This window comes from Acinetobacter sp. UBA5934, assembly GCF_002430855.1.
Classification (GTDB): Bacteria; Pseudomonadota; Gammaproteobacteria; order Pseudomonadales; family Moraxellaceae; genus Acinetobacter.
Genome location: NZ_DJDC01000193.1, coordinates 1 through 23107 on the forward strand (window position 1 = coordinate 1; position 23107 = coordinate 23107).

Here is a 23107-nt window from a genome sequence, read left to right on the forward strand (position 1 = left end):
ATAAAGATAAAGATAAAGATATTAAATTAAATTAATATTCATTTAATCTATTTTATAAATATTTATATAAATAATAATATTTAGTAAGATGAACTAAACTTAAGGTTAACAGTAAAAAATTACTTACTGAATTAAAGTAAGTACGATAGATTACTTTTGATAAAATATTGGTATAAAATAAAAACAATTCTAAAAAATATTTTTCTATCTTCTTATTTTTAATAAAAATAATTTATATAATATTAATTTTACCTTAAATTATTGTTTTTTAAATTAATTTATTTTTTTATGGTTTATAATAAATTTTTGTCCATTAAAGAAAAAAGAATGATATAGGAAAAATAAAGTAAAAAATTCGACAAAGTCACGTATTTCTTCAATAATAAGCTTTAATTTACAATTTTTTGTAAATTATGCAACTTTATTTTATGTTTATGTAAACTAAAGTACAATTGAAAAAAATAATGAAATTATAGGTTTATCTTTTTTTTATGCTTTTTTAACATTATATTGTTTTTTTTTTGAAATAATTAGAAATATTTTTAAATTGTATTATTTTATTTTTTGGCTTAAGTTTTTATAAATACAGAATAATTTTATAGAATAACTAAATAAATGAATTAAAGAACAGTATATTGTGAATAATAACATTTATGCATTTATTTAAATTAAAGATAATAAGATAGGTCAACGGTTACCTAACCTTACTCATAATAATAAGGGTTACAGTGTAATCGTTAAAATAACTACATATACATATTCTTTTATTAAAAAAAGAAATGGAGAAAATCATGAATAAAATGACAAAAGCTGCATTAGCAACATTAGTACTCGGCGTTTGCACAACAGGCGTTTATGCAGAAGATGATTTGGCAAGAGGTTTACCGCCACCACCTCCATCAGATTGTGGTACAAACTGTAATGGTAAAATTGATATTAAACTTAAAGTTGAACCACATTGCGAGTTGCAAGTGCTTACTCCTACTTTAACTTTGGAAGATAAAGTTGGCGGTGATACTGCACGAGGCAGTTTTCGTGTTGGGGCAAATGCACAGTTCAAGATTGGCTTAACAACTGCAAATGGCTCTAAACTTAAAATGGGTACTAATGAAATTCCTATTACCATCACCACTAAACGTGGCACAACCACTATTCCTTTGAATGCCACAACAGGAAGCCAACCATTTACAGCAGGTGGTTGGACTCCATATGATGTTACCGTTGTAAGTCCACAAGTTGGGGTATCTAAACCAGTGGGTACCTATACTGAAGAATTAAGAATCGCTGTGTCGTTCTAATTAGAAAAAAAGGAAGTTGGTATCCCTCTATCGGGATGCCAGCTTCTCTATAAAATATTGAAATTTTAAAATAAAAAAATAATTGGTGGGGAAGAATGAATAAGTTATTTTCAATACTTGCTATTTCTATTGTATTGGCGTGTTCACAAACAATCTATGCAGGTCTAAAAATTACGCCTATTCAAATGTATATCTCAGATATTAAAAAACAGCGCAGTGCTACTGTTACACTGGATTACACTGAATCTGATCAATCTAAAATATTTGAAGTTTCTGCTGTGAAATGGGCACAAAATGCAGCAGGAGAAGATATTTTGGAGCCAGATAGTTCTGTAGTAATTAATCCTAAAAACTTTGTATTACAGCCTAATAGCAAGCAGATTGTTCGGGTGGGGTTTACTCAAATGCAACCCCAAAAAAAAGAAGAAACTTGGCGAATTATTTTTAATGAAATTGCTCCAACTGTAAAAGAGTCGAAAGTCAATTTTCTATTTAATATTTCCGTGCCATTATTTGTTGGGGTTCAGGAAAAAGTTAAGCTCGATTTTAATCCTATATACAGTGGATCACAGCTTTCATTAAATGTGAGAAATCATACTAATACACATGTCCAAATAAAAAAAATAACCATTATTGATCATAATAAAAAAGAAATTGCTGTGACTACAGATATGAAATATTTGCTTAATAATCAGCAACAAAATTTTAATTTTGGGGAGATTAAATTGGGAGATTTAAAAAAATATAAATTACTCATTGAAACAGATAGAAGTGAATTGCCAATGGAATTTAATTTGTCAGGGTGAAGGGATTATGCAAAAAATTATATTGTTTTTGCCATGCATATTTTTAAATATAGTTCTACCTACTCAGCAGGTTAATGCAGAGGAAAATAATGTTTATTTTAGTAATGTCTGGTTAAATGGTATAGATAAAAATTTAGAAACACTTATATTTGAAGAAGATAAAAAAATCTATATAGAATGCCAAGCTTTAAAAACTTTAGAATTAAAAGGTGATTTTTTCCCTAAACATGCAATAAAACAAGAGTTTTGTTTAATTTCTTTGAATCCAGTTGTTGCTGAAATTGATCCACATGTTCAGTCTGTGAAAATTACAGTACCTGCTGAATATTTTCAGGTTAAAAAAATAGATCAAGAACAATTAATTATGCCTAATAAGGCAGCTTTAGGTGCATTTCTAAATTATGATCTTTTTTATGGACAGACATCACAAGATGAGAATTTTAATTCTTTAGCGGAATTAGGTGTTTTTAAAGATTATTGGATGTTTCAAAATTCTATACTTGTACGAGGATTAGATAATAAAGAAGATGAAACGGCTTTAGCATTAGAGGATGTGAAAGAAGAAAAAGTAGTTCGTCTAAGATCATCTTTTGATCTGGATTTCCCGGATAAGTTTTTAACTTTAACCCTTGGTGATACCACCACTATATCTAATCCTTTTGTTAACTCGGTGCGCTATGGGGGATTAAGTTTTGGAACGAATTTTACAGATCGGCCGGATTATATTTATTGGAATATGCCAACTTTAAAAGGGAGTGCAGTTTTACCTTCAATAGTTGACTTATATATTAATGGTGTAAGTATTTCTCAACAGAGAGTTAATCCCGGGAACTATACGCTACAACCGGGGGCATTGATTCAACAATCTGGAGATGCTCAGGTGGTTGTTGAAGATATTTTAGGAAATAAAACAGTTCAAAATTTTCCTGTATATATTAATAATAAATTACTTAAACCCCAATTAAATGAATATAATATTTCATTAGGTAAGATTAGATATAATTATGATCTTCAAAATGATGATTATAGGGAGTTTTTTTCAAATATTTATTTTAGGCGAGGTGTAGGTAATTTAACGACTTTAGGCTTAAACGCTGCATATAGTGAAGAAGTAAAAAATCTAGGTTTATTATGGACTCAAGCAATTAGTAAGTATGCATTATTAGACACATTTATTGCAGGAAGTGATAATAAAGATGGATCGGGTTATTCAATTGGCGGATCAATTAGCCGAGCTATAAATAACATTTATTTAGGTTTTAGTGGTCAGTACTCTACTGATGATTATAAAACTTTAGGTTACAGTAATGATGTGTTTATTCCAAAATATGATTATATTTTTTATTTTAGTATATATGATTTACCAATAATAAATAATTTTAATCTGAATTATTTGGAGCGAGTTTATTATGAAGGGGATGATTTTAATATTTCAGATAGCCGTATATTGAATATAGGTATTTCTAGAATGTTACTTCCAAATCTTTCATTCAGTATTTCAGCTTTTAAAGAGTTCGCTGGTGAGCAAGATTCTGGTGCATATTTATCCTTAAATTATAGTTTGGGTAATAATAAGAATGCTTACTTCTCCCATTCAACTGATAATGAAACAAGAGTGCAATTTGTTAAAGCTTCTCCGGCACAAACTGGATTTGATTATGTATTGGGTGCAACTCAGCGTCGTGGAAGTTTAGCTTATCAAGCTTCTGGCCTATTGAAATCCAATGTGGGCGACTTACGTGTTCAATTGGATCAATCCGATGAATATGAAAACAATCAGGTGATTTATCGTGGTGCCGTTGTTTGGTTAGGGGGGAAAGTAGCATTAACTAAATCTGTGGATAATGCCTTTGCTTTAGTTAAAGTTGAGGGTTCTCCAGAGATTGATGTTACCAGGTCATTATCGCCTGTAGGAAGCACCAATAAAAATGGTTATTTGTTTGTACATAATATTATTCCTTATGTTCCTTATGACATTTCATTTGATCAAAATCAGTTAGCAATTGAAGATGCATTTGATTATTCAAGTCAAAAAATGATTGGACTAAATCAACGTGGCTATATTTTAGATTTTCCTGTGTATCACACCCAACAAGTGATTTTACGTTTATTAGATAAAAACAATCAGCTTATGCCCCGTGCAAGCGAAGTTTATATCAATGATGATGAGAGTCAGTATTTCCCTATAGATGCTCAAGGCCGAGTGTATTTATATGGATTAAAGCCGGATAAATATCGGTTTTTAGCTAAAACGAAGGGGGGGGAGGTATGTCAGGGTGCTTTTGAGGTATCCAATCAAAACCAGAAAGTAGTAGAGCAGTCAATTATCGATGTAATTTGTCGCTAGTCTAGTGAGGGTATTACAATGAAAAAAAATATAATGGTGATCTTGTTGTATGCAAATTGTGCTGTAGCAAATGCAGGACAATGTTATTTAAATGCTATATCTGAACCTGTAATGCAATTGGCTGATTATTATCATAGTTTTGCTGCAACTTCATTCAGAGTCTTTTGCGATCAAGCTTATGCAATAAAATTTAATAGTCAAAATTTGCGGAGTTCGGACGGTTCAAGTTTTGTTTCAAACGGAAGCTATCGCTTGAAAACCCGAATGAGTATTTCAGGTCCTGTGAGAAATCAATGGAATGTTCCTCTGTCTCAGTCAGGAAATTCAAAAGATAGTAAATATGTTATTGCAGTACGACTGGAAGAGCAGCCTTCTATACGTACCCCCGTGGGTATTTATAGTGATGTCATTTTTGTAAATCTATTGTTTTAGCTACTTTTTTGCTCTACTGAATAACCTCCCTGAGTTTAAAGATGTAACTAAAAATAATCTTTAAAAATGAAATGAAATGAAATGAATTTGAAGTGAATGGTTTATAGGGTAGTTCTATGGTTATACCAAATTCAATAAACGGTCATCTAAAAATCATCAAACTGAAAGAAACCACATCTAAATTGAATTAAAAATAATGATCATGGTGTGGTATGACAAATGTGAATGCAACCAGCCTGCTAAAACAACAAGATTTTCCAGAAAGTTTTCAATTTTATTTAAAAAAAGATAAGCAAGGCAACATTTGTGATGAAGTAGCTGTACTCCAGGACTTAATTCGTCCACGACTCAAAATTGCGATTGTGACCGAAACCTGGTCTCCGGAAATTAATGGTGTAGCACTGTCTTTACTGCAACTCTGTAAGGGCTTACAAAAGCAAGGTCATAAAATTTTATTGATTAGACCGGAGCAAAAGCTGGTTTGTGATGAATTCCTGCCAAATCAGGAATGTCTGGTTAAAGCCCAAGCTATTCCTCAATATCCAAGCTTGCAATTTGGCTGGCCACAATTTTTAAAAGTCTCTCAAGCATTGGATCAGTTTGCCCCGAATGTGGTGCATATTGTGACCGAAGGGCCATTAGGACTCAGTGTGTTGCAAGCGGCTAAAAGCAAGGGTATTCCTGTTTCAAGCGGTTTCCATTCACCTTTTCAGGAATTTAGTCGCTATTTCGATTTAGCTTTTTTAATTAAGCCTATTCAGTGCTATTTACGTTGGTTTCATAACAATACACAACTCACCTGTATTCCCAGTAAAGATACAGAATATATTTTAAGAGAATTTGGTATTTGCTGTCCTTTGCTGGTGGTCGGACGTGGAGTAGATGTGAGCCGGTTTTCTCCGCAATATTATTCAGATGTTTTACGTCAACAGTGGAAAGTCACCTCCAGTACCAAGGTTATGTTGTATGTAGGACGACTCTCTCCTGAAAAGGAAATCGATGTTTTGATCAAAGCCTATTTTTCAATGAAGAAAAATACCCAGCAGGATATTAAGCTGGTTATTGTAGGTGATGGGCCGGAACGGAATCGTTTGGAAATGTTATGCCAAGGTGGAGAGGTTGTTTTTACAGGAAATTTATCAGGTTTGAAGCTTGCTCAAGCCTATGCGAGTGCAAATGTTTTTGTGTTTGCCAGTCAAGTGGAAACGTTTGGAAATGTGGTACTTGAAGCCATGGCGAGTGGCTTGCCAATCATTGCCTATAATTATGCCTGTGCGCATTTGCATGTTAAAAACGGCGAAACTGGCTGGTTAAGTGCTTTAGGAGATACCACAGGTTTTATTCAGTCAATTTATAGCTTGCCAAATAATCAGCGATTGAAACATATGGGGCTTCAGGCCCGAGAAGCTATACAGCATATAGGTTGGCAATATCCTGTACAGCAGTTTGAACACGCATTGTATGGGGTAGCATTGGAGAAGGAAATGACATCCTGAATTTTAAGCAGAAGCTTAAAGGAGCATCATCATGAATTTTAAAAAAGCAAAAATAACGATGTTGGATCTCGATTTAAAAGGCTGTTTATATCTGAACCACCTTTCACAGTCACAAGCTGTGGCCTACTTTTTCAAAATAATTAGCCGTTTTGGCAATGGTTTGTTTTGGCTGATTATGTTGGTCAGTTTGTGGGTTTTGGAAGGCGCATTATATATAGTGCAGTTATTGTATTTGCTGATAAGCGGACTTGTAGGCACGGCTATTTATAAAATATTAAAAGATAAAACTGTACGTCCACGACCTTATCAAGTACATCAGGTCATTCGGTTGCAGGAACCGCCGCTGGATCATTTTAGTTTTCCTTCTGGACACACTTTGCATGCCGTTATGGCAAGTACGGTATTGGGTTATATTCAACCCATATTACTGGTTCTAATGTTGCCGTTTACCATTTTGGTGGCAATATCGCGAATGGTTTTAGGGCTGCATTATCCCAGTGACGTGCTGGTAGGGGCATTAATCGGTGTGGTGGTAGCTTGTGGAATTATTGTGAGCGCGCCATTTTTTAATATCATGTTATAAAAATCAGGGTAGATGAATCAGGAAATTCATGCGTTTTTTATAAAATTTGCTAAAGTAGCGCAACTGATTTGAAAATATTAGGAATAGTCATGGGTTTACGCTGGACAGATACCATTGATATCGCGATTGAGCTTTCTGAAGCGCATCCAGATGTGGATCCGCAATGGATTCGTTTTACCGATTTACATACGTGGGTATGTGCTTTACCTGACTTTAGTGATGATCCCAACAAATCGACTGAAGGTTTGCTGGAAGGGATTCAAATGGCCTGGATTGACGAAGTCCGTTAATCGTTACATCGAAAAAAGCAATTTTTTTACATATCAAAAGCAGAAAAAAGCCCATTATTCGGTATAATGCGGCAAATTTTCATGTCAACAATTGACTTAAGGAGCCTATCATGGCTATCGAACGTACTTTATCTATCGTTAAACCAGACGCAGTTGCTAAAAACCACATCGGTGACATCTTTGCTCGTTTTGAGAAAGCTGGTCTTAAAATTGTTGCAACTAAAATGAAACACTTGACTCAAGCTGAAGCTGAAGGCTTCTACGCTGAGCATAAAGAACGTGGTTTCTTTGGTGATCTAGTTGCATTCATGACTTCTGGTCCAGTTGTTGTTTCAGTTCTTGAAGGCGAAAATGCAGTTCTTGCTCACCGTGACATTCTTGGCGCGACTAACCCTAAAGAAGCTGCTCCTGGTACAATCCGTGCAGATTTCGCTGTAAGCATCGACGAAAACGCTGCTCACGGTTCTGACTCTGTAGCATCTGCTGATCGTGAAGTTAACTACTTCTTCGCTCAAACTGAGATTGCTCCACGTACTCGTTAATTCGCAGTATTCAAGCCAGATAAGTGTTATTATACTTATCTGGTTTTTTTATTCTCTGAATAATTCTTTGCTCATATATTGAGCTTCTCCTTTTATCTTTAGACATAGTTTAGGTAATACACATGAGTACTGAAGTAGTCGCTACATCAGCTGTTACTGATGCACAGCAACAATCTCCATCCGCTCCGACACAGCAAAATGCTGTCGAGAAAGTGAACTTACTGGGTATGTCACGTCCGCAAATGGAAAAATTCTTCGAAGATATGGGGGAGAAGAAGTTCCGTGCCGGTCAGGTGATGAAATGGATTCACCAGTTCTTCGTGACTGACTTTGCTGAAATGACCAATATTTCAGGCAAACTGCGCGAAAAATTGGAAAAGATTTGTGAAATTAAAGCGCCCGAAGTGGTGCATAAAAACTATTCTAAAGACGGTACCCGTAAATGGGTCTTCCGTGTTGGCGACGGTGAAGGTTCTCTTGTCGAAACGGTACTGATTCCTGCTGAACATCGTAGTGGCCTGCGTCGTACCTTGTGTATTTCTTCACAAGTCGGCTGTGCACTGGACTGTTCATTTTGCTCAACCGGCAAACAGGGTTTTCAGCGCGATTTGACCCAGGCGGAAATTATCGGTCAGCTGTGGATGGCGAACTATTCCTATATGGAAGATGTGCCTGTACTTGAGCGTGAACGTTCAGTCACGAACGTGGTGATGATGGGCATGGGTGAACCACTCCTCAACTATGACGCTGTACTGAATTCTATGCGTACCATGCTGGATGATTTTGCTTATGGTATGTCAAAACGCCGTGTGACTTTATCGACCTCAGGTGTGGTGCCGAAAATCGATCAGATGGTGAAAGACATTGATGTGGCGCTGGCTATTTCATTACATGCACCCAATGATGAGCTGCGTAATGAATTGGTTCCAATCAATAAAAAGTATCCATTAGAGCAATTAATTGCTGCATGTCAGCGTTATATTGCCAAAGATGGTAATGAAAGTTCGCGTAAGCATGTAACCATTGAATATGTAATGCTGGATGGCGTGAATGACCATCCTGAACATGCACAGCAAATGATTAAATTACTTAAAAACCTGCCAAGTAAGATTAATTTGATTCCCTTTAATCCGTTTCCGCATGCGCCCTATGGTCGTTCAAGCCGTAACCGGATTATTTCTTTCCAAAAAACTTTGTCTGATGCCGGTTTTGTGTGTACGATTCGTCAGACACGTGGTGATGATATTGATGCCGCGTGTGGGCAGTTAGTCGGACAAGTTGCTGACCGTACCCGTCGTGCGGAACAGTGGAAAAAGAAAGTGGCGCAGCAAAATGAGATTCTGCGCACTCAGGGATAATAAAAGGGGATGTCAATTGAGAAAGCCCACATATAAATTAGCTTTTATTACAACAATTTGTATGTCCGCTATTTTTGTTGCTGGGTGCCAAGCACCGGCAACAATAGGGAAGAAAGATCCTGAAAAAGCAGTGAAAGTTCGTACTCAATTGGCGGCAGAATATATTAAGTCAGGTGATCTGGATTCTGCCAAGCGTACTTTAGATCAGGCGCTTGAAGTAGATTCACGTGATTCAACTGCAAATATGATGATGGGGGTCTTACTGCAACAAGAGGGCAGTAAGATCAGTCTGGATAAAGCAGATTCATATTTTAAGCGTGCTATTTCTGCGGACCCGAAAAATGCCCAGGCGCGTAACAACTACGGTACTTATTTATATCAAGTTGAGCGTTATAATGACGCGCTTGAACAGCTCAATGTCGCAGGAACAACATTGGGCTATGAGCAACGTTATAGAGCATTGGAAAATGCAGGGCGGATTTATTTAAAGCAAGGTGATATGGTGAATGCTGAAAAAACATTCAAACAGGCCCTGCAAGTAAATCGTGACTCTTATGTTTCAATGTTAGAGTTGTCAGAAATTTTTTATCTCAAACAGCAGACCGCTGCCGCCACACAATTGTATGAACAGTTTGTGCGTAGTGTCGGTCAAAAGAATCAAGGTGCGCGTGCGCTTTGGATTGGTATCCGAATTGCGCGGGCAAATAGTGACTCAATGGGAACGCAGGTGCTTGTGAATCAATTGCGTGCACTTTTCCCTGAAAGTCCAGAATACCAACGTTATCTGCAATTACAGCACAGTACTGAGGCCGTATGGAAGTAAATCCTAATTCACCGCAATCGAATGGTTCAAGCGTAGTACCCACTGCATTAGGAAATGTTCAGCGTCCAGGCGAGTACTTACGTCAAATTCGAATTGCACAAAAGCGTGAATTAAATGAAGTGGTCAAAGATTTAAACATTCCTGTAAAAACTTTGACTGCTTTAGAGCAAGATGATTATAAGGCTTTGCCTGAAGCAACTTTTATTAAGGGATATTATCGCACCTATGCGAAGTATCTGAAGGTAGATGCAAGTTCTATTATTCAACGTTTTGATGAGATTTATCAAAATGATACTGGATTATTGCCGAATCATGCCTTAAACAATTCCCCGATTAAAATCATGGGCAGGCTGCCAGGTTCTAATAGCGACCGCAATAAAAAATGGTTAAAACGTATTGTGGTGACTTTGCTGGTATTGGTTGCAGTCGCGGTTGCAGTTATGGCAATACAAAACTGGTCATCTAGCAACAATAATGACAGCCAAGAAGTCGCTCCTGCTGAATCTGATGTTCAGGTGTTAAATCTGGATAATTCGACTGTGGTTTCCGGGGATCAGCTCGAGCTGGAATTTAGTCATCCAACTTCTGTGCATATTGTAGATTCAACCGGTAAAGTACTGGCAACAGGCCGTCAGGCATCGACATTGAAATTGAATGGTGAAACGCCTTTCCAAATTCGTCTGGATGATACATCAGCAGTTACTTTAACCTTAAATAATGAAAAGATTGCATTGTCACCTTATACCGTGAATGGAAAAGCAGATTTCCGTTTGTCGCGTTAATGGGTCAAGAATAGAGCGATATTAATGATTGAAAATCCGATTAAGCGCCGTCCCACTCGTAAAATTCGTGTCGGTTCTGTGTATGTGGGTGGTGATGCGCCAATCAGCATCCAAAGTATGACCAATACTGAAACCTGTGATGTGGCTGCAACTGTAGCCCAGATTCAGCGTTGTGCAGATGCCGGTGCCGATATCATGCGTGTTTCTGTACCCTCAATGGAAGCGGCAGCCGCGTTTGGTGAAATTCGCAAACAGGTCAATGTACCTTTGGTCGCCGACATCCATTTTGACTATAAAATCGCTTTGGCCGTTGCTGACCTGGGCGCAGACTGTTTGCGTATTAACCCGGGCAATATCGGCTCGGAAGCGAAAATTCGTGAAGTGGTGGCTGCGGCAAAACATCACGATATTTCCATGCGTATTGGCGTGAATGCCGGTTCACTGGAAAAAGACATTCAGAAAAAATATGGTGAACCTACAGGTCAGGCACTGCTTGAATCTGCCATGCGTCATATTGATATTTTAGACCGTTTAAATTTCCACGAATTTAAAGTATCGGTAAAAGCATCGAATGTGTTCCTGACCATGGATGCTTATCGTTTGTTATCTCAACAAATTGATAATCCATTACATTTGGGTGTGACCGAAGCGGGGATCTACCGTACCGGTTCGGTGAAATCAGCAATTGCACTGGGCGGTTTGTTGATGGAAGGCATTGGCGATACTATGCGTATTTCGCTGGCGGCTGAACCTGAAGAAGAAGTGAAAATTGGTTTTGATATTTTAAAATCACTCGGTCTGCGCTCAAACGGGATTAACTTTATTGCCTGCCCAAGCTGTTCACGTCAGGAATTTAACGTGATTAAAGTGATGCAAGCACTGGAAGAACGTCTGGAAGATGTTCGTACTCCAATGGATGTGTCTGTGATCGGGTGTAAAGTGAATGGGCCGGGTGAAGCCAAAGAAGCCGATATTGGCGTAGTAGGTGCAAGTCCGCGTTCACTGGTGTATCGTAATGGTGAGAAAAGCCATTTAATCGATACCAATCAATTGGTTGATGAAATCGAATCTATGGTTCGTCAACGTGTTCAAGAGCTTGAAGAAGCTAAATCTAAAGAGATCATTCGTAGTTCATCATGAGTTCAATTGTCGCAATTAAAGGTTTTAACGATATTCTCCCTACGCAAACTGCAGCGTGGAGACGTCTTGAGCAGCATTTAGCATCATTAATGGATGCTTATGGTTATCAGCAAATCCGCTTGCCGATTGTTGAACAAACAAACTTGTTCAAACGCTCTATTGGTGATGCGACGGATATTGTTGAAAAAGAAATGTACACCTTCCTGGATAAGGGTAATCCTCCAGAGTCGTTAACGCTGCGTCCTGAAGGGACCGCAGGTTGCGTACGTGCCATGCTTGAACATAATTTACTGCGTGGTGCTACGCCGCGCGTGTGGTATGTCGGACCAATGTTCCGTTATGAAAAACCACAAAAAGGCCGTTACCGTCAGTTCCATCAGTTTGGTGTAGAAACGTTTGGTGTGGCAACGCCAGACCAGGATGCTGAATTGATTCTGATGACTGCACGTTTGTGGAAACGCATGGGTGTAGCAGACAAAGTTCAACTTGAACTGAATACCTTGGGTGAGTCGGATGAACGTGCGGCTTACCGTGCGGCACTGGTTGAATTCCTGGAATCTCACAAAACCGATTTAGATGAAGATTCTCAGCGCCGTTTAACCACAAATCCACTGCGTATTTTAGATTCGAAAGATGCTAAGACTCAGTCGATCCTTGAAAATGCACCAAAACTTCACGACTTTATGGGTGAAGAAACTTTGGCGCACTTCAATCAATTACAGCAATATCTGACTGATGCTGGCGTAAACTTTGTGATTAACCAGAAACTGGTACGCGGTCTGGACTACTACAACAAAACCGTATTTGAATGGACCACAACGCATTTGGGTTCACAAGGCACCGTGTGTGCCGGTGGCCGTTATGATGGCCTGGTCGGTCAGTTGAAAGGCAAGGCTGATCAATCGGTACCAGCTGTTGGTTTTGCCATGGGTATGGAGCGTTTATTGCTGCTCCTTGAACAGGTAGAAGACAATACGCCAGTACGTGACTGTGAAACCTTTCTGGTTTCAGACCCTGCAACTCAAGGTCAAGCCTTGGTTCTTGCAGAACAGATCCGTGACCAGCTTGAAGCAGCTAATAGTACCATCCGTGTGAAAACCGGTTCACAAGGTTCAATGAAGAGCCAAATGAAAAAAGCCGATCAGGCAGGTGCTGTTTATGCTTTAATCTTTGGTCAGCGTGAGGCGGAAGCGCAGCACATTTTAGTCAAAGAGTTGGCAACAGCAGAACAGACTGAAATTGCAGTGGCTGAATTTGTGCCATTTATCATTGAAAAATTTTCTTCAAAATAAGCCGAATAACATAAGGAAAAGGTAATCCCATGAACGCATTGAGTGATGAAGAACAACTTGATAATTTAAAATCTTTCGCTAAGAAGTATGGTTCTGCCATGATCAGCGGAATTTTAATTGCGTTGATTGCCTTTTTCGGATGGGAATATTGGCAGAAAAAGAACTTGGCTGAATCACAAATGGAAACAGCCAAGGTTCAACAGTTGATGGACGATGCAAAAAGTGCAGCAGGCGATGCCAATGCATTTAATGCTTTATCTGCAACTGCGGACAAAATTGTTAAAGAAGCTCCAGATTCTGTTCAGGCCATTCAAACGCAATTGCTATTGGCAAAACTGGCTTATGATAAAGCCGATTATGCCCATGCAGAACGTGCCTTGAAAAAAGTTGCAAATTCTAAACTGGATGATGCCGGTCTGGTGCAAGTGGTTAAACTTCGTTTGGCCTATGCTCAACTGGCACAAAAGAAATATGACGATGCAATTAAGACATTGGCTGCAGTAACGGATCCTGCTTTCAAGGCAACTGCTGATGAAGCACGTGGTGACGTCTATGTGGCTAAAAATGATATCGAAAATGCTAAAAAATCGTACAAGAGCGCATGGGATGCGTTACTTGAACGTAAACAAGAACGTCAAATTTTACAAATTAAACTCGAAAGTGTCGGCGTTTTAGTTGATGATCCTGATGTTGAACGCCCAATTTTAGAAACACAAGTGGATGAGTCGTGATGGATAGAAAATACAAAATACCGTTTGCACTAACAATTTTAACATTTGCACTTGCTGGTTGTTCAACCAATAAAACCAAGGTGGAAGAGGTCAAGCCGAATCCATTACCTAAATTGGTGCAAGCAAAAAATCTTGTTCCTGTATTTTCTCAAAGTGTTTCTTCGACCAGTAAAGCAGACCCGTTGCGTCTACGTTTAGATGCAGATAACGGCGTAGTTTTTGCGGTTGATCCCAATGGTGAAGTGGCTGCTTATCAAGGTAAGCAACGCATATGGAAGCAAAAAGTTTCTAAGCAGGGCTTAAGCTCGGGTATAGAAGCTGGCGAAGGTATGGTAATTGTTGGCAATAAAAAGGGCCAACTGTTTGCTCTGGATCAGGCGACTGGTGAGCAAAAATGGACTGCGCAGTTGTCGGGTGCCATTTTATCGGCATCACTTATTCAATCTGGTCGTGTGATTACCATTACCAATGATGACACCGTGTATGCACATGATCTTGCCACAGGCCAGCAAGTCTGGACCTATAATCTGCCGAATGTACAGTTCAGCTTACGTGGTGTAGCTACACCGGTTGCGCTTGATCCGCGTACAGTTCTGATTGCTTCATCAAATGCCTATATTTATGCACTGGATATTATTAGCGGCGTGCCGCGTATGCAGCGTCGTGTAGCGGTTAGTGAAGGGCGTTCTGATATTCAGCGCCTGAATGACCTGGATGGCGATCCTGTAGTTGCTGGGCAATTTCTGGTAACAACCAGCTACCAGGGGCAGGTAACGGTGATGGATCTGGCGAGCCAACAAGTGGTGTGGAGCGAAGATGCCAGCAGTATCCAGCGTCCTGAAGTCTTTAATAATACCGTCTATGTCGCTCAAGCCGATGGTAAAATCACGGCTTATGCACTGACTACCGGTCAACAATTATGGCAAAATGACAGCTTGCTAAATCGCCAGCTCAGTAATCCGGTAATTTTGGGCCAAGATCTGGTGGTGGGTGATCTGGATGGCGTATTGCATTTAATTGATCCGGCAACAGGCCAGTTGATTGGTCGCTCAAAGACCAGTGGTGAAGTACGTACCCTGCGTGTGATTGATAATCAACTTTATGTGGCGACTCGTAAGGGCGCTTTAAGCATCTGGCAGAACCGTTAAAATTTTTTTCAGCCTTATGTTAAACTAAGCTAACCGTATTTTTTTACACGGGGGATTGAGCAGTCAATGCCCCGTGTTTTATTTATTTTGGCTATTATTTCTTCTATTGTTTCTGCTTGTTCAGACCAGACCTACTGGCTGATCTTGAATAAAGGTTAATTTATGAAACCCGTAATTGCGCTCATTGGTCGTCCGAACGTCGGAAAATCAACGTTGTTTAACCAGATCACCAAGAGCCGTGATGCGCTTGTTGCTGACTTTGCCGGTCTGACCCGTGATCGTAAGTATGGCGATGCGACTTATCAAAATAAATCATTCATTGTCGTTGATACTGGTGGTATTGGCGAATCTGAAGGTGGTATTGACTCTTACATGGCAGAGCAATCTAAAACTGCCATTAATGAAGCGGATATCATTATCTTTGTGGTAGATGCACGTGCAGGCTTACTTGCTTCTGATGAGCAAATTGCCCGCGAATTACGTACATTGGGTAAAAAAGTTTATCTTGTTGCTAATAAGGTGGATGGCGTACATGCTGAAGCGGCATTGGTAGAATTCTTTAAATTGGGTATGGGTGAACCCCTTCAAGTGGCTGCGAGTCATGGTCGTGGTGTTCAGCAAATGCTTGAAGAGGTTCTGCATGATGTACCTGAAGATGTAGATTCTGAACAACGCGATGAAGATACAGGTCTTCGTTTAGCCATTATCGGTCGCCCGAATGTGGGTAAATCGACATTGGTCAATCGCCTGTTGGGTGAAGACCGTGTCGTGGCATTTGACCAACCGGGTACAACCCGTGACTCGATCTACATTCCATTCGAGCGTGAAGGTCGTAAATACACACTCATTGATACTGCTGGTGTGCGTCGTAAAGGTAAAGTGGATGAAATGATCGAGAAATTCTCGATTGTGAAAACATTGCAAGCGATTAAAGATGCCAACGTGATTGTTGTGGTTGTAGATGCGCGTGAAGGGATAGTTGAGCAAGACTTACATCTAATTGGTTATGCATTAGAAGCTGGTCGTGCCATGGTCATTGCGGTCAATAAATGGGATAACATGACCGAATATGATCGTAAGCAATGTAAACTTGATGTCGAGCGTCGTTTTGATTTTATTCCATGGGCGAAAGTACATTTAATTTCTGCTTTGCATGGTACGGGTGTGGGTGAGCTTTATCCATCTATTCATCGTGCTTATGACTCGTCACGTTTAAAAGTTTCACCTGCAAAAATTACGCAAATTTTGAACGATGCAACAGAAGCACATCAACCTGGTATGGTACAAGGTCGTCGTATCAAGATGCGTTATGCGCATATTGGTGGTCAAAATCCACCAACGATTGTCATTCATGGTAACAAGGTGGATAAAACCCCGGCAGACTACCGTCGTTATTTAGAAAACGTATTCCGTAAAGTGTACAAACTTGAAGGTACGCCAGTAAGAATCGAGTTTAAGACGTCTGAAAACCCGTTTGAAGGGCGTAAGTCACAAATTGATGAACGCACGGCAGCACGTAAGCGTCGTTACGTACAGAAGTTCAAAAAAGCTGAAAAGAAATTTAAACGTTAATTTTCAAATATAGTGTTTCGTTAAAAGCCCAAAGTGATCTTTGGGCTTTTTTCTTTTAAGATAGATTCTTATTTTTTCAAAGGTGATTTGTAGTGAGCAGACTGATACGAGTGAATGTCAATGCACTAGCACAGATCGTTCATGTGGATCACACGCTCGATCGCAAGAGCAAAATTCAGTTACAGAAACAGCAAATCCATCACTTTCGTAATCAATTGCTTTCCGAGCAATTAAAGACCGCCATTCAGCATGAGCAATTGGCAAAGACTGAATACGGTAAACCCTATTTGATTCATTTCCCTGAATTTTATTTTAATCATAGCCATAGTCAAAAAAATTATGCTTTAGCCACCAGTACAAATATGCCAGATATTGGGGTTGATATTGAAGATCTGGACCGGCAGATCAGATTTGAAGCATTGGCAAAGCATGCATTTCATCCGCATGAGTTAAAGTCCTGGAATGAATTGGAACAGGATCCAGATTACTGGTTCAAAGTCTGGACTACCAAAGAAGCGGTATTAAAAGCTGCCGGGCTGGGGGTACGTCTAAACTTGAGTGAATTGGATACACGGGTACATCCCGTACATGATGGCGGACTATGTAGTCATCCTTTAATTGGCACATTTGCTTATCAAAATTTTCATTTAGGCCATGTCATGCTCACAGTCGCCTGGCGTTCAGAGGCCTCCTGTAAAGGTTTTACTTTTCCTGAAATAAAAATATTTTTGTGATCTTAAAATATGTTTTTTTATAATTTTACTGATAGGTAGTGATCAATCAGGGAATAGGTAAAAAGATACAGCAATTACTGAACACCATCTTCATTCTGATCTACCTCAATCCGGTATAATTTTGTTCCATTATAGGCGTAGACTAAACGTCCTGCATCCTTATAGTAAGTTTCAATACGGAACTGATCTTTAGAAAAAGCACCTGCCACCGGAATCCAGGCTTTCGCTGTTTGATAGCTTCTTTCGTCGGTTGAAGCCCCGACTAAATCTTCTACCTGATTTTTAGACATGCCAATTTTTAACTGGGAAAATTTAGAATTTTGATAATCTCCAACAATTTCACCGGTATAACTGCCATCAATCGAAACCTCTTTGGTGGGTTTAACATTCGGCGCTGAATTTATCCAGTTGTTTTGAGCAGTATTTTTATTGGATGAATAAGGCATACTGGAACATGCCATTAAATTTAAACTGCTGATTAAAATAACAAGAGAATTTTTCATTATTATCACCTTATTATTAAATGCATCTTAAATGAAGAATGTAGATAATTTTAGTTAAAATAGCGCAGCGCCAATAGTTGTTTTTTTTAGTAAAGTTTTACCAATTGTTATTGGGAACTAGTGCTTCATTATTCGGGTTAAATCCTTGCAGCTTTAAGTGGTTTCTTAAGCCTATAAAAGAACACGAGAGCTATTTTTCTATACGCTATCTGTTACGTTTCTTTCGTCAAATACTTCCTCAGTACAAGGGCTAAATCCTGCTTAGATTTTTGATAGATGAACCCTGAGTCTTTTTTAGATTATGCATTGATCGGTAGGAAAGGGATCAGGTCTTTCATTTGGAATTGCTAAGTAGGGGGGAGATAATTTAGACAATAATATTTTCAATGATTATTCTTTAGTACCTCACTTTTTGCATGTTAAGTAAAAGTTATGGAAATTTACTTAAACGTCTATGAAAAATTAATTGTAAAAATATATGGATAAGTTTTTTCTAGAGGAGGAATTTATCGTGAATTTAATTTTTAAACCCTGCTGAGTAATTAAATAACATATAAAAATCAATAAAAAATAAAATTATGTGATGGAGTTAATATTAAAATTTGTTTATTATTTGTTTGCTTTTTGTAGATTTAAAAATCACGTTAAAAATCTAATAAATAAAGTGTTGGTGTGACTAAAAACTTTAATGAAGAGGGTAAATGATGAAAAAAACCATATTGACACTTTTATGCTTGGGCGCCGTTCAAATTGGGAATGCAGAAATCATTAAAGTGAATGGGGAAGGCACTGCACCTATTATCAAAAAAGATCCAAATGGCACACGTAACCAAGCATTCAATAATGCAAAAACAGACGCCGTCATTGCCCTTATTAAGCGTATTAATGGTCCTCAAGCCATGAATGAAGCGAGTCCATATTTAAATGACATCGTAAAACAAATTGACAGCAGTTATGTGTTCAACCGAGGCAGTAATACCAATGCTAACAATGAATTAGTCACTCAAGTTAGTCTGGAAATGGATGATCAAGAATTTCGTTCAATTCTTAATGATTTAGGCTTGGCAAAGAAAAATAGTCGAACCAGCCCGATTATGATCGTGATGGATGAATATTTCGGTGTTCCCAAAGATAACTCTAAACCTGTTAAAGAATTTACCTCTTATTTTTCCGATCGTAGTTATAGCTATGATGAAGATGCCAGTTATAAGGCAAGTGAAAGTGCCAAATCCAGTGCTTCAGACTCTTATTCATCTAAAGGCCGTTCATCTGCTGCATCAGGCTATGCCTATGGTAATTATTATGGGGCTGGCGCAGGCGTTTCTGCACGTTCAGCAAGTCACAACAACTCAGGTAAATCTGCATCTTCAAGCAGTTATAATGCCAGTGAGTCGGCAAATTATAGTCAATCTGAACGCCAGAATGATATTCAAAGTTTTGTGAAGTATGTGGAATATCAAACACCCAGTACCAAAGCTGAACGCGATAACCAAACTTTAAATGCGATAGCAGGTTCCGCATCGCGTTACGATTTACGTTTACTTGATTCAGACCGCTTTAAAAGTCAGTATTTGAATGGTCGCAGTATGACTATCCAACAATTAATGAGTGATACTGAACTCAATAAACTGGTGATTGCAGCGCGTAAAGAAAAAGCTGACTGGTTTATGGCGGGCAGCTCTTATATTTATGATCATGGTCGCTCGAATGCAACAGGTCAATTTGTTTGTGATGGGGCGATCAGTTTTAAAATTTATTCAGTCGATGATTCGACTTTAATGGGCGGTGAAACCCGCACCGAATCATCAACGGGTGCAACCACAGATTCTTGCCGAACCAATGTAGCCAAAAAACTCGGTGAATTAGCGATTAGCCAAGTCGGGCCACAGATTTTAGGTTATGCAAAAAACCGTTCGATGTACGGTAAAGAAATCACCATTTTTGTGAAGAGTGTTTCTGGTAACGTTTCTTCACGTCTAGGTGATGACCTTTATATTGCCTTAGATGAAATGGATGGCGCAGAAAATATTGATATTCGTACTCAGGATGGCAAATTGGTTGAAATGACCATGACCTATAAGAGTGAAAAACCAATAAGCGCAGAATTGGCTAAAGCTTTGCGCAAGGTCAATCCAACACTGTCCAGTGCTGAACGCTTACAAGCAGGGAACACCATTACCCTGTGCATTGGTGGTACACAATGCAAATAAAATTGAAAGCCTTATGCTTGGCTATGCCAATGCTCTTTTCGGCATGGGCGAATGCGGATATCCAGATTTATCCCTCGAAAGGGATTTTTGGCCTGGAGCAAGGTTGCCGTACCGACCCGAATAACTATGAAGCCAATGGTACATCAATAGTCTGTGACTTTAGCCAGGCCATTGATAATGATGTGATTCGTAAGCAAGCAGAACAACTGTTTGTGCAGGGATTAAAGCAAAGTCTGGGCGAACAAATTGTCGACAGCATTTCGCAAAAGACCAAGCACCGTACCTATGTCGCATCCTTGGACGTATTACGAGCCAGTGAATATATCGTTAAAAAAGATTCAACTACAGAAATTTTCCTACCTGTTACCTTAAGTCTAAAGCTAACCAATGTGTTGTCGGGTGAAGTGATTTATAGCGACAGTGCAACCTTGTCTCAACCGATTCAAGTCTTAAGTTCTGATATTCAATCAGCTGCAACAAAAGCAGCCATTAAGCAAAAATTTCAAAGTACCTTGTTGAGCTTGACGCAGCAACTCACTCAAGACTTGAAAACCAAGCTCCAGGTGACTGAAATTGATACGCAGGTGATTGACCAATGGAAATCCTATCTGGTGCTGGATAAAGGATTTAAGCAGGGGATTGCCATACAGGATGAACTCAGTTCTGCTGAAGGTGACCTGATTCGTGTGGTACATGCAGACAGCGATTATGCTGTTGCCATACCGGTGATGATGCAGGGCAATAGCAAGCGCTTTAGCAAAGTATCGACCAATACACGTCAGGCCATGAACAAGCCTAAAGCCTTGGTGGTGGATGTATTGACCTATCAAGCTGAGTCCAAAGATTTGATTGAACAGATTTTTTCGGATGCGATCGGTGAGCAGGCAGCTTTTACCCTGACACCAGTCAACCACCGTTATAGTGCGATGGCACAAAGTATCAGTGAGCAGACGGCTTTGGCGCAAAGTGCCGATATTAATCAGCGCGAGCTGCCAGAATTCTTTATTCGGATTAATGTCATTCCTGTGATTGCCTATCAGCAGCGGATTGGCAAAATGACCCAACAGCAGATCTTTCATAGTGAAGTTTTTGCCGAAATGATTGATCGTTCCGGTCGGGTGATTTATTCAGCCCATGCAACAGATGAAATTAAAGACGTGATTTCTGAAGGAATGGGTTTTTCTTTGGAAGCTCGTAAAGAAGTGGTGCTGAAAAATGCGCTGTTGAAACTGGGTCAACAATTTCAGAAGGGTATTCAATTCACCCGCTCTGATTTAAAGGTTTCGGGTTCAAGCGGGCAAAGCATCACGATTGATGATGCTGGCGAGCGCTTAAGTAGTGGCATGAAAGTACATGTTTATCATTCAGATAAAGCAGCAGGACGCAATATCCTGATTCCCACATGGGAAGCGACCATATTAGAACGTCAAGGTAGGAAAGTCACCGCGCAACTCGACTTCCCGGTCAGCAGCAATGATCGTTTGCCGGTGCGTTCTGGCGACAGTATTTTGCTGGAAAGTTCTGCACCCGTCGGTGATTCCAAGCAGGCACGGGTTTTATGTCCGGGTTTACATACCGAACAAGTGGGTGAAATTCCGTTTTACGGTTTTGGTCCATTGCTTTATAGCGCTTTTACCAGCCAGTCGAAGCGACCGTTTTATGCCACTGGTGCAGGTTTTAAAGGGCAAACCTTATTAAAAGACGCTGTGGTTCGTATGACCGAAAATGCCGGTTTTAAAAAGAATATGGATGTGAATTTCTTTCTTCCAAAAGATGAATGTTTGCAGCCTGTCTTTAAGATCGAGGTGAAAGAAAGCTCGGTGAAATGTAATAGTGATCAATCCAGTTGTGATGCGACATTAGTCATGACGAGTGGTGCGCGCAGATTCAACCAGAATGCTGAAAAAATCGGCGCATATGGTTTGCAGCAGGAAATTCAACTCAAAGGCATTGTTCATCAGCATCGTCATGAAATGTATAACATTCAGATGTTTGATGCTTTGCCAAAAATTTTAAATCAAATCGTGCAAAAAGCCGATTCTTCACAATAAGGGTAATAGGGTATGAAAAAATTTTCGATTGTTTTAGCCATCAGTGCATCAATGGGGGCATCAAGTGTTTATGCCGGTTTTGGTTCACTGAGTAGCCTGGCTTCGACACTTACTGAATCGGCTACCGGGGTATCTTCGTCAAATATGGATCTGAATGGTTTCTTTACGCAAGCCAAAGCCGCGAATGCGATGTTTCTTCAGAGTCGTACTGCTTTAGCTTCATTGCTTGCAAGCAAAAAGGATTCGGATGAATTAAAAGCAAAACAGAAAAGCCTGAAAACCACTTCTGATCTGAAAGAAAAAGAAGCCATTCAAAAAGAAATTGTGGCGATGTCTAATGCTGTTTTAGAAGCTTCTCAAAAGGATGAGGCAGCAACAGTCGCAAAACTTGCATCATTGAATGCAGACCAAAAGAAACACTTGTTGGATTCTGCAACAAACTTTGTAATTGCAAGTTTAACCGCTCGTGAATTGGCGGTAGGGGCAAAACAGGTGAGTACCAGTTTGATTACAAATCCAGCCAGCTTGACCAATACTGGAATGTCATTGGTTGATGCTAAAAATGTAGTGGGTGATATTACCGGTATTGCAAAAAATTCAACCTTGGCTTTGGTAGAATATCCTAAGCTGTTTAAAAAAGCCGGTATTGAATTTAAGCTGCCAACCAGCTCAGCAGAAAAACCAAGAGTACTTAATGATATTTAAAATATTGATTTAAATGAATATTTTAAATCCATTAAACTCTAGACCGTTCATTAAATATATTTAACACTAAAGGAGAGCCTGATCATCAGGCTCTTTTGCTGGTATTTTATTTATTCTCTCCCTATTTTTGTGTGTAGGCGATAGCTCATTAACAGCAAGTCGCGTAATTCCACGCATCCTATCTTGTGTTGTCTCACCCATACCGATCTAGTGCCCGTATGTGTTCTCTTTGCACTTTTATGATTGGGGTACTTTATTTTTGAG

Annotated in this window: 21 protein-coding genes; 20 read left to right on the forward strand and 1 reads right to left on the reverse strand. The window is 39.2% G+C overall.

From position 1 onward, the window contains the following. The first annotated feature begins 791 nt into the window (after positions 1–791). The 17 genes from B2Y23_RS14405 to B2Y23_RS14485 all read left to right on the forward strand — a co-directional run bounded on the left by B2Y23_RS14405 (position 792) and on the right by B2Y23_RS14485 (position 17374). Positions 792–1298: a hypothetical protein gene (locus B2Y23_RS14405; protein ID WP_291371551.1), complete on the forward strand. Its 507-nt coding sequence runs from the start codon at positions 792–794 to the stop codon at positions 1296–1298. A 95-nt stretch (positions 1299–1393) separates the two neighbouring features. After that, positions 1394–2104 (forward strand): fimbrial biogenesis chaperone, encoded by a 711-nt coding sequence (locus B2Y23_RS14410; RefSeq protein WP_291371553.1) that lies wholly within the window; start codon positions 1394–1396, stop codon positions 2102–2104. A gap of 7 nt (positions 2105–2111) precedes the next feature. Further along, positions 2112–4451 carry a fimbria/pilus outer membrane usher protein gene (locus tag B2Y23_RS14415; RefSeq protein ID WP_291371555.1) on the forward strand — a complete coding sequence of 780 codons (2340 nt, stop codon included), beginning with the start codon at positions 2112–2114 and terminating at the stop codon, positions 4449–4451. A gap of 18 nt (positions 4452–4469) precedes the next feature. Continuing rightward, positions 4470–4883 carry a hypothetical protein gene (locus B2Y23_RS14420; protein ID WP_291371557.1) on the forward strand — a complete coding sequence of 138 codons (414 nt, stop codon included), beginning with the start codon at positions 4470–4472 and terminating at the stop codon, positions 4881–4883. Positions 4884–5095: 212 nt separating this feature from the next. Then, on the forward strand, positions 5096–6379 hold the full coding sequence (locus B2Y23_RS14425) for a glycosyltransferase family 4 protein (RefSeq protein WP_291371559.1): 1284 nt from the start codon (positions 5096–5098) through the stop codon (positions 6377–6379). A 31-nt stretch (positions 6380–6410) separates the two neighbouring features. Beyond that, positions 6411–6962, forward strand: a complete 552-nt coding sequence (locus tag B2Y23_RS14430) for a phosphatase PAP2 family protein (RefSeq protein WP_291355415.1) — start codon at positions 6411–6413, stop codon at positions 6960–6962. Between the two features lie 89 nt (positions 6963–7051). Continuing rightward, complete coding sequence (iscX, locus tag B2Y23_RS14435) at positions 7052–7252, forward strand: Fe-S cluster assembly protein IscX (RefSeq protein ID WP_174558460.1); 201 nt, start codon at positions 7052–7054, stop codon at positions 7250–7252. A gap of 110 nt (positions 7253–7362) precedes the next feature. After that, entirely contained in the window at positions 7363–7794 is a 432-nt protein-coding gene (ndk, locus tag B2Y23_RS14440) for a nucleoside-diphosphate kinase (protein ID WP_086179247.1), read from the forward strand. Between the two features lie 122 nt (positions 7795–7916). Beyond that, entirely contained in the window at positions 7917–9152 is a 1236-nt protein-coding gene (rlmN, locus tag B2Y23_RS14445; RefSeq protein ID WP_291355408.1) for a 23S rRNA (adenine(2503)-C(2))-methyltransferase RlmN, read from the forward strand. Positions 9153–9213: 61 nt separating this feature from the next. After that, positions 9214–9975, forward strand: a complete 762-nt coding sequence (pilW, locus tag B2Y23_RS14450; RefSeq protein WP_291371561.1) for a type IV pilus biogenesis/stability protein PilW — start codon at positions 9214–9216, stop codon at positions 9973–9975. Further along, positions 9966–10757 (forward strand): helix-turn-helix domain-containing protein, encoded by a 792-nt coding sequence (locus B2Y23_RS14455; RefSeq protein ID WP_291355405.1) that lies wholly within the window; start codon positions 9966–9968, stop codon positions 10755–10757. The genes pilW and B2Y23_RS14455 overlap by 10 nt, the downstream gene beginning before the upstream one ends. A 24-nt stretch (positions 10758–10781) precedes the next feature. After that, on the forward strand, positions 10782–11897 hold the full coding sequence (gene ispG, locus B2Y23_RS14460; RefSeq protein WP_291355404.1) for a flavodoxin-dependent (E)-4-hydroxy-3-methylbut-2-enyl-diphosphate synthase: 1116 nt from the start codon (positions 10782–10784) through the stop codon (positions 11895–11897). Continuing rightward, a complete protein-coding gene (gene hisS / locus B2Y23_RS14465; protein WP_291355402.1) occupies positions 11894–13189 on the forward strand; it encodes a histidine--tRNA ligase in 1296 nt (431 codons plus the stop codon). Before ispG ends, hisS begins: the two co-directional genes overlap by 4 nt. Before the next feature lie 29 nt (positions 13190–13218). Continuing rightward, entirely contained in the window at positions 13219–13920 is a 702-nt protein-coding gene (locus tag B2Y23_RS14470) for a YfgM family protein (protein ID WP_291355400.1), read from the forward strand. Continuing rightward, positions 13920–15068: an outer membrane protein assembly factor BamB gene (bamB, locus tag B2Y23_RS14475; protein ID WP_291371563.1), complete on the forward strand. Its 1149-nt coding sequence runs from the start codon at positions 13920–13922 to the stop codon at positions 15066–15068. The genes B2Y23_RS14470 and bamB overlap by 1 nt, the downstream gene beginning before the upstream one ends. A gap of 162 nt (positions 15069–15230) precedes the next feature. Then, positions 15231–16640, forward strand: coding sequence for a ribosome biogenesis GTPase Der (der, locus tag B2Y23_RS14480; RefSeq protein WP_291355397.1), 1410 nt, complete (start codon positions 15231–15233; stop codon positions 16638–16640). 92 nt (positions 16641–16732) lie between these two features. Continuing rightward, on the forward strand, positions 16733–17374 hold the full coding sequence (locus tag B2Y23_RS14485; RefSeq protein WP_291371565.1) for a 4'-phosphopantetheinyl transferase family protein: 642 nt from the start codon (positions 16733–16735) through the stop codon (positions 17372–17374). Between the two features lie 74 nt (positions 17375–17448). On the opposite strand, the gene B2Y23_RS14490 is transcribed toward B2Y23_RS14485, so the two are convergent. Then, positions 17449–17877: a hypothetical protein gene (locus B2Y23_RS14490; protein WP_291371567.1), complete on the reverse strand. Its 429-nt coding sequence runs from the start codon at positions 17875–17877 to the stop codon at positions 17449–17451. 701 nt (positions 17878–18578) lie between these two features. Between B2Y23_RS14490 and B2Y23_RS14495 the strand changes: the two genes are divergently transcribed. From B2Y23_RS14495 to B2Y23_RS14505, 3 genes are read left to right on the forward strand one after another with little or no spacing between them, the layout of a single operon-like run. Next, positions 18579–20087, forward strand: a complete 1509-nt coding sequence (locus B2Y23_RS14495; protein WP_291371569.1) for a hypothetical protein — start codon at positions 18579–18581, stop codon at positions 20085–20087. Further along, the gene (locus B2Y23_RS14500) at positions 20078–22138 is read left to right on the forward strand and encodes a hypothetical protein (protein ID WP_291355391.1); all 2061 of its coding nucleotides are present in this window, start codon (positions 20078–20080) and stop codon (positions 22136–22138) included. The genes B2Y23_RS14495 and B2Y23_RS14500 overlap by 10 nt, the downstream gene beginning before the upstream one ends. Positions 22139–22150: 12 nt before the next feature. Next, complete coding sequence (locus B2Y23_RS14505; RefSeq protein ID WP_291355389.1) at positions 22151–22843, forward strand: hypothetical protein; 693 nt, start codon at positions 22151–22153, stop codon at positions 22841–22843. Positions 22844–23107: the final 264 nt, after the last annotated feature.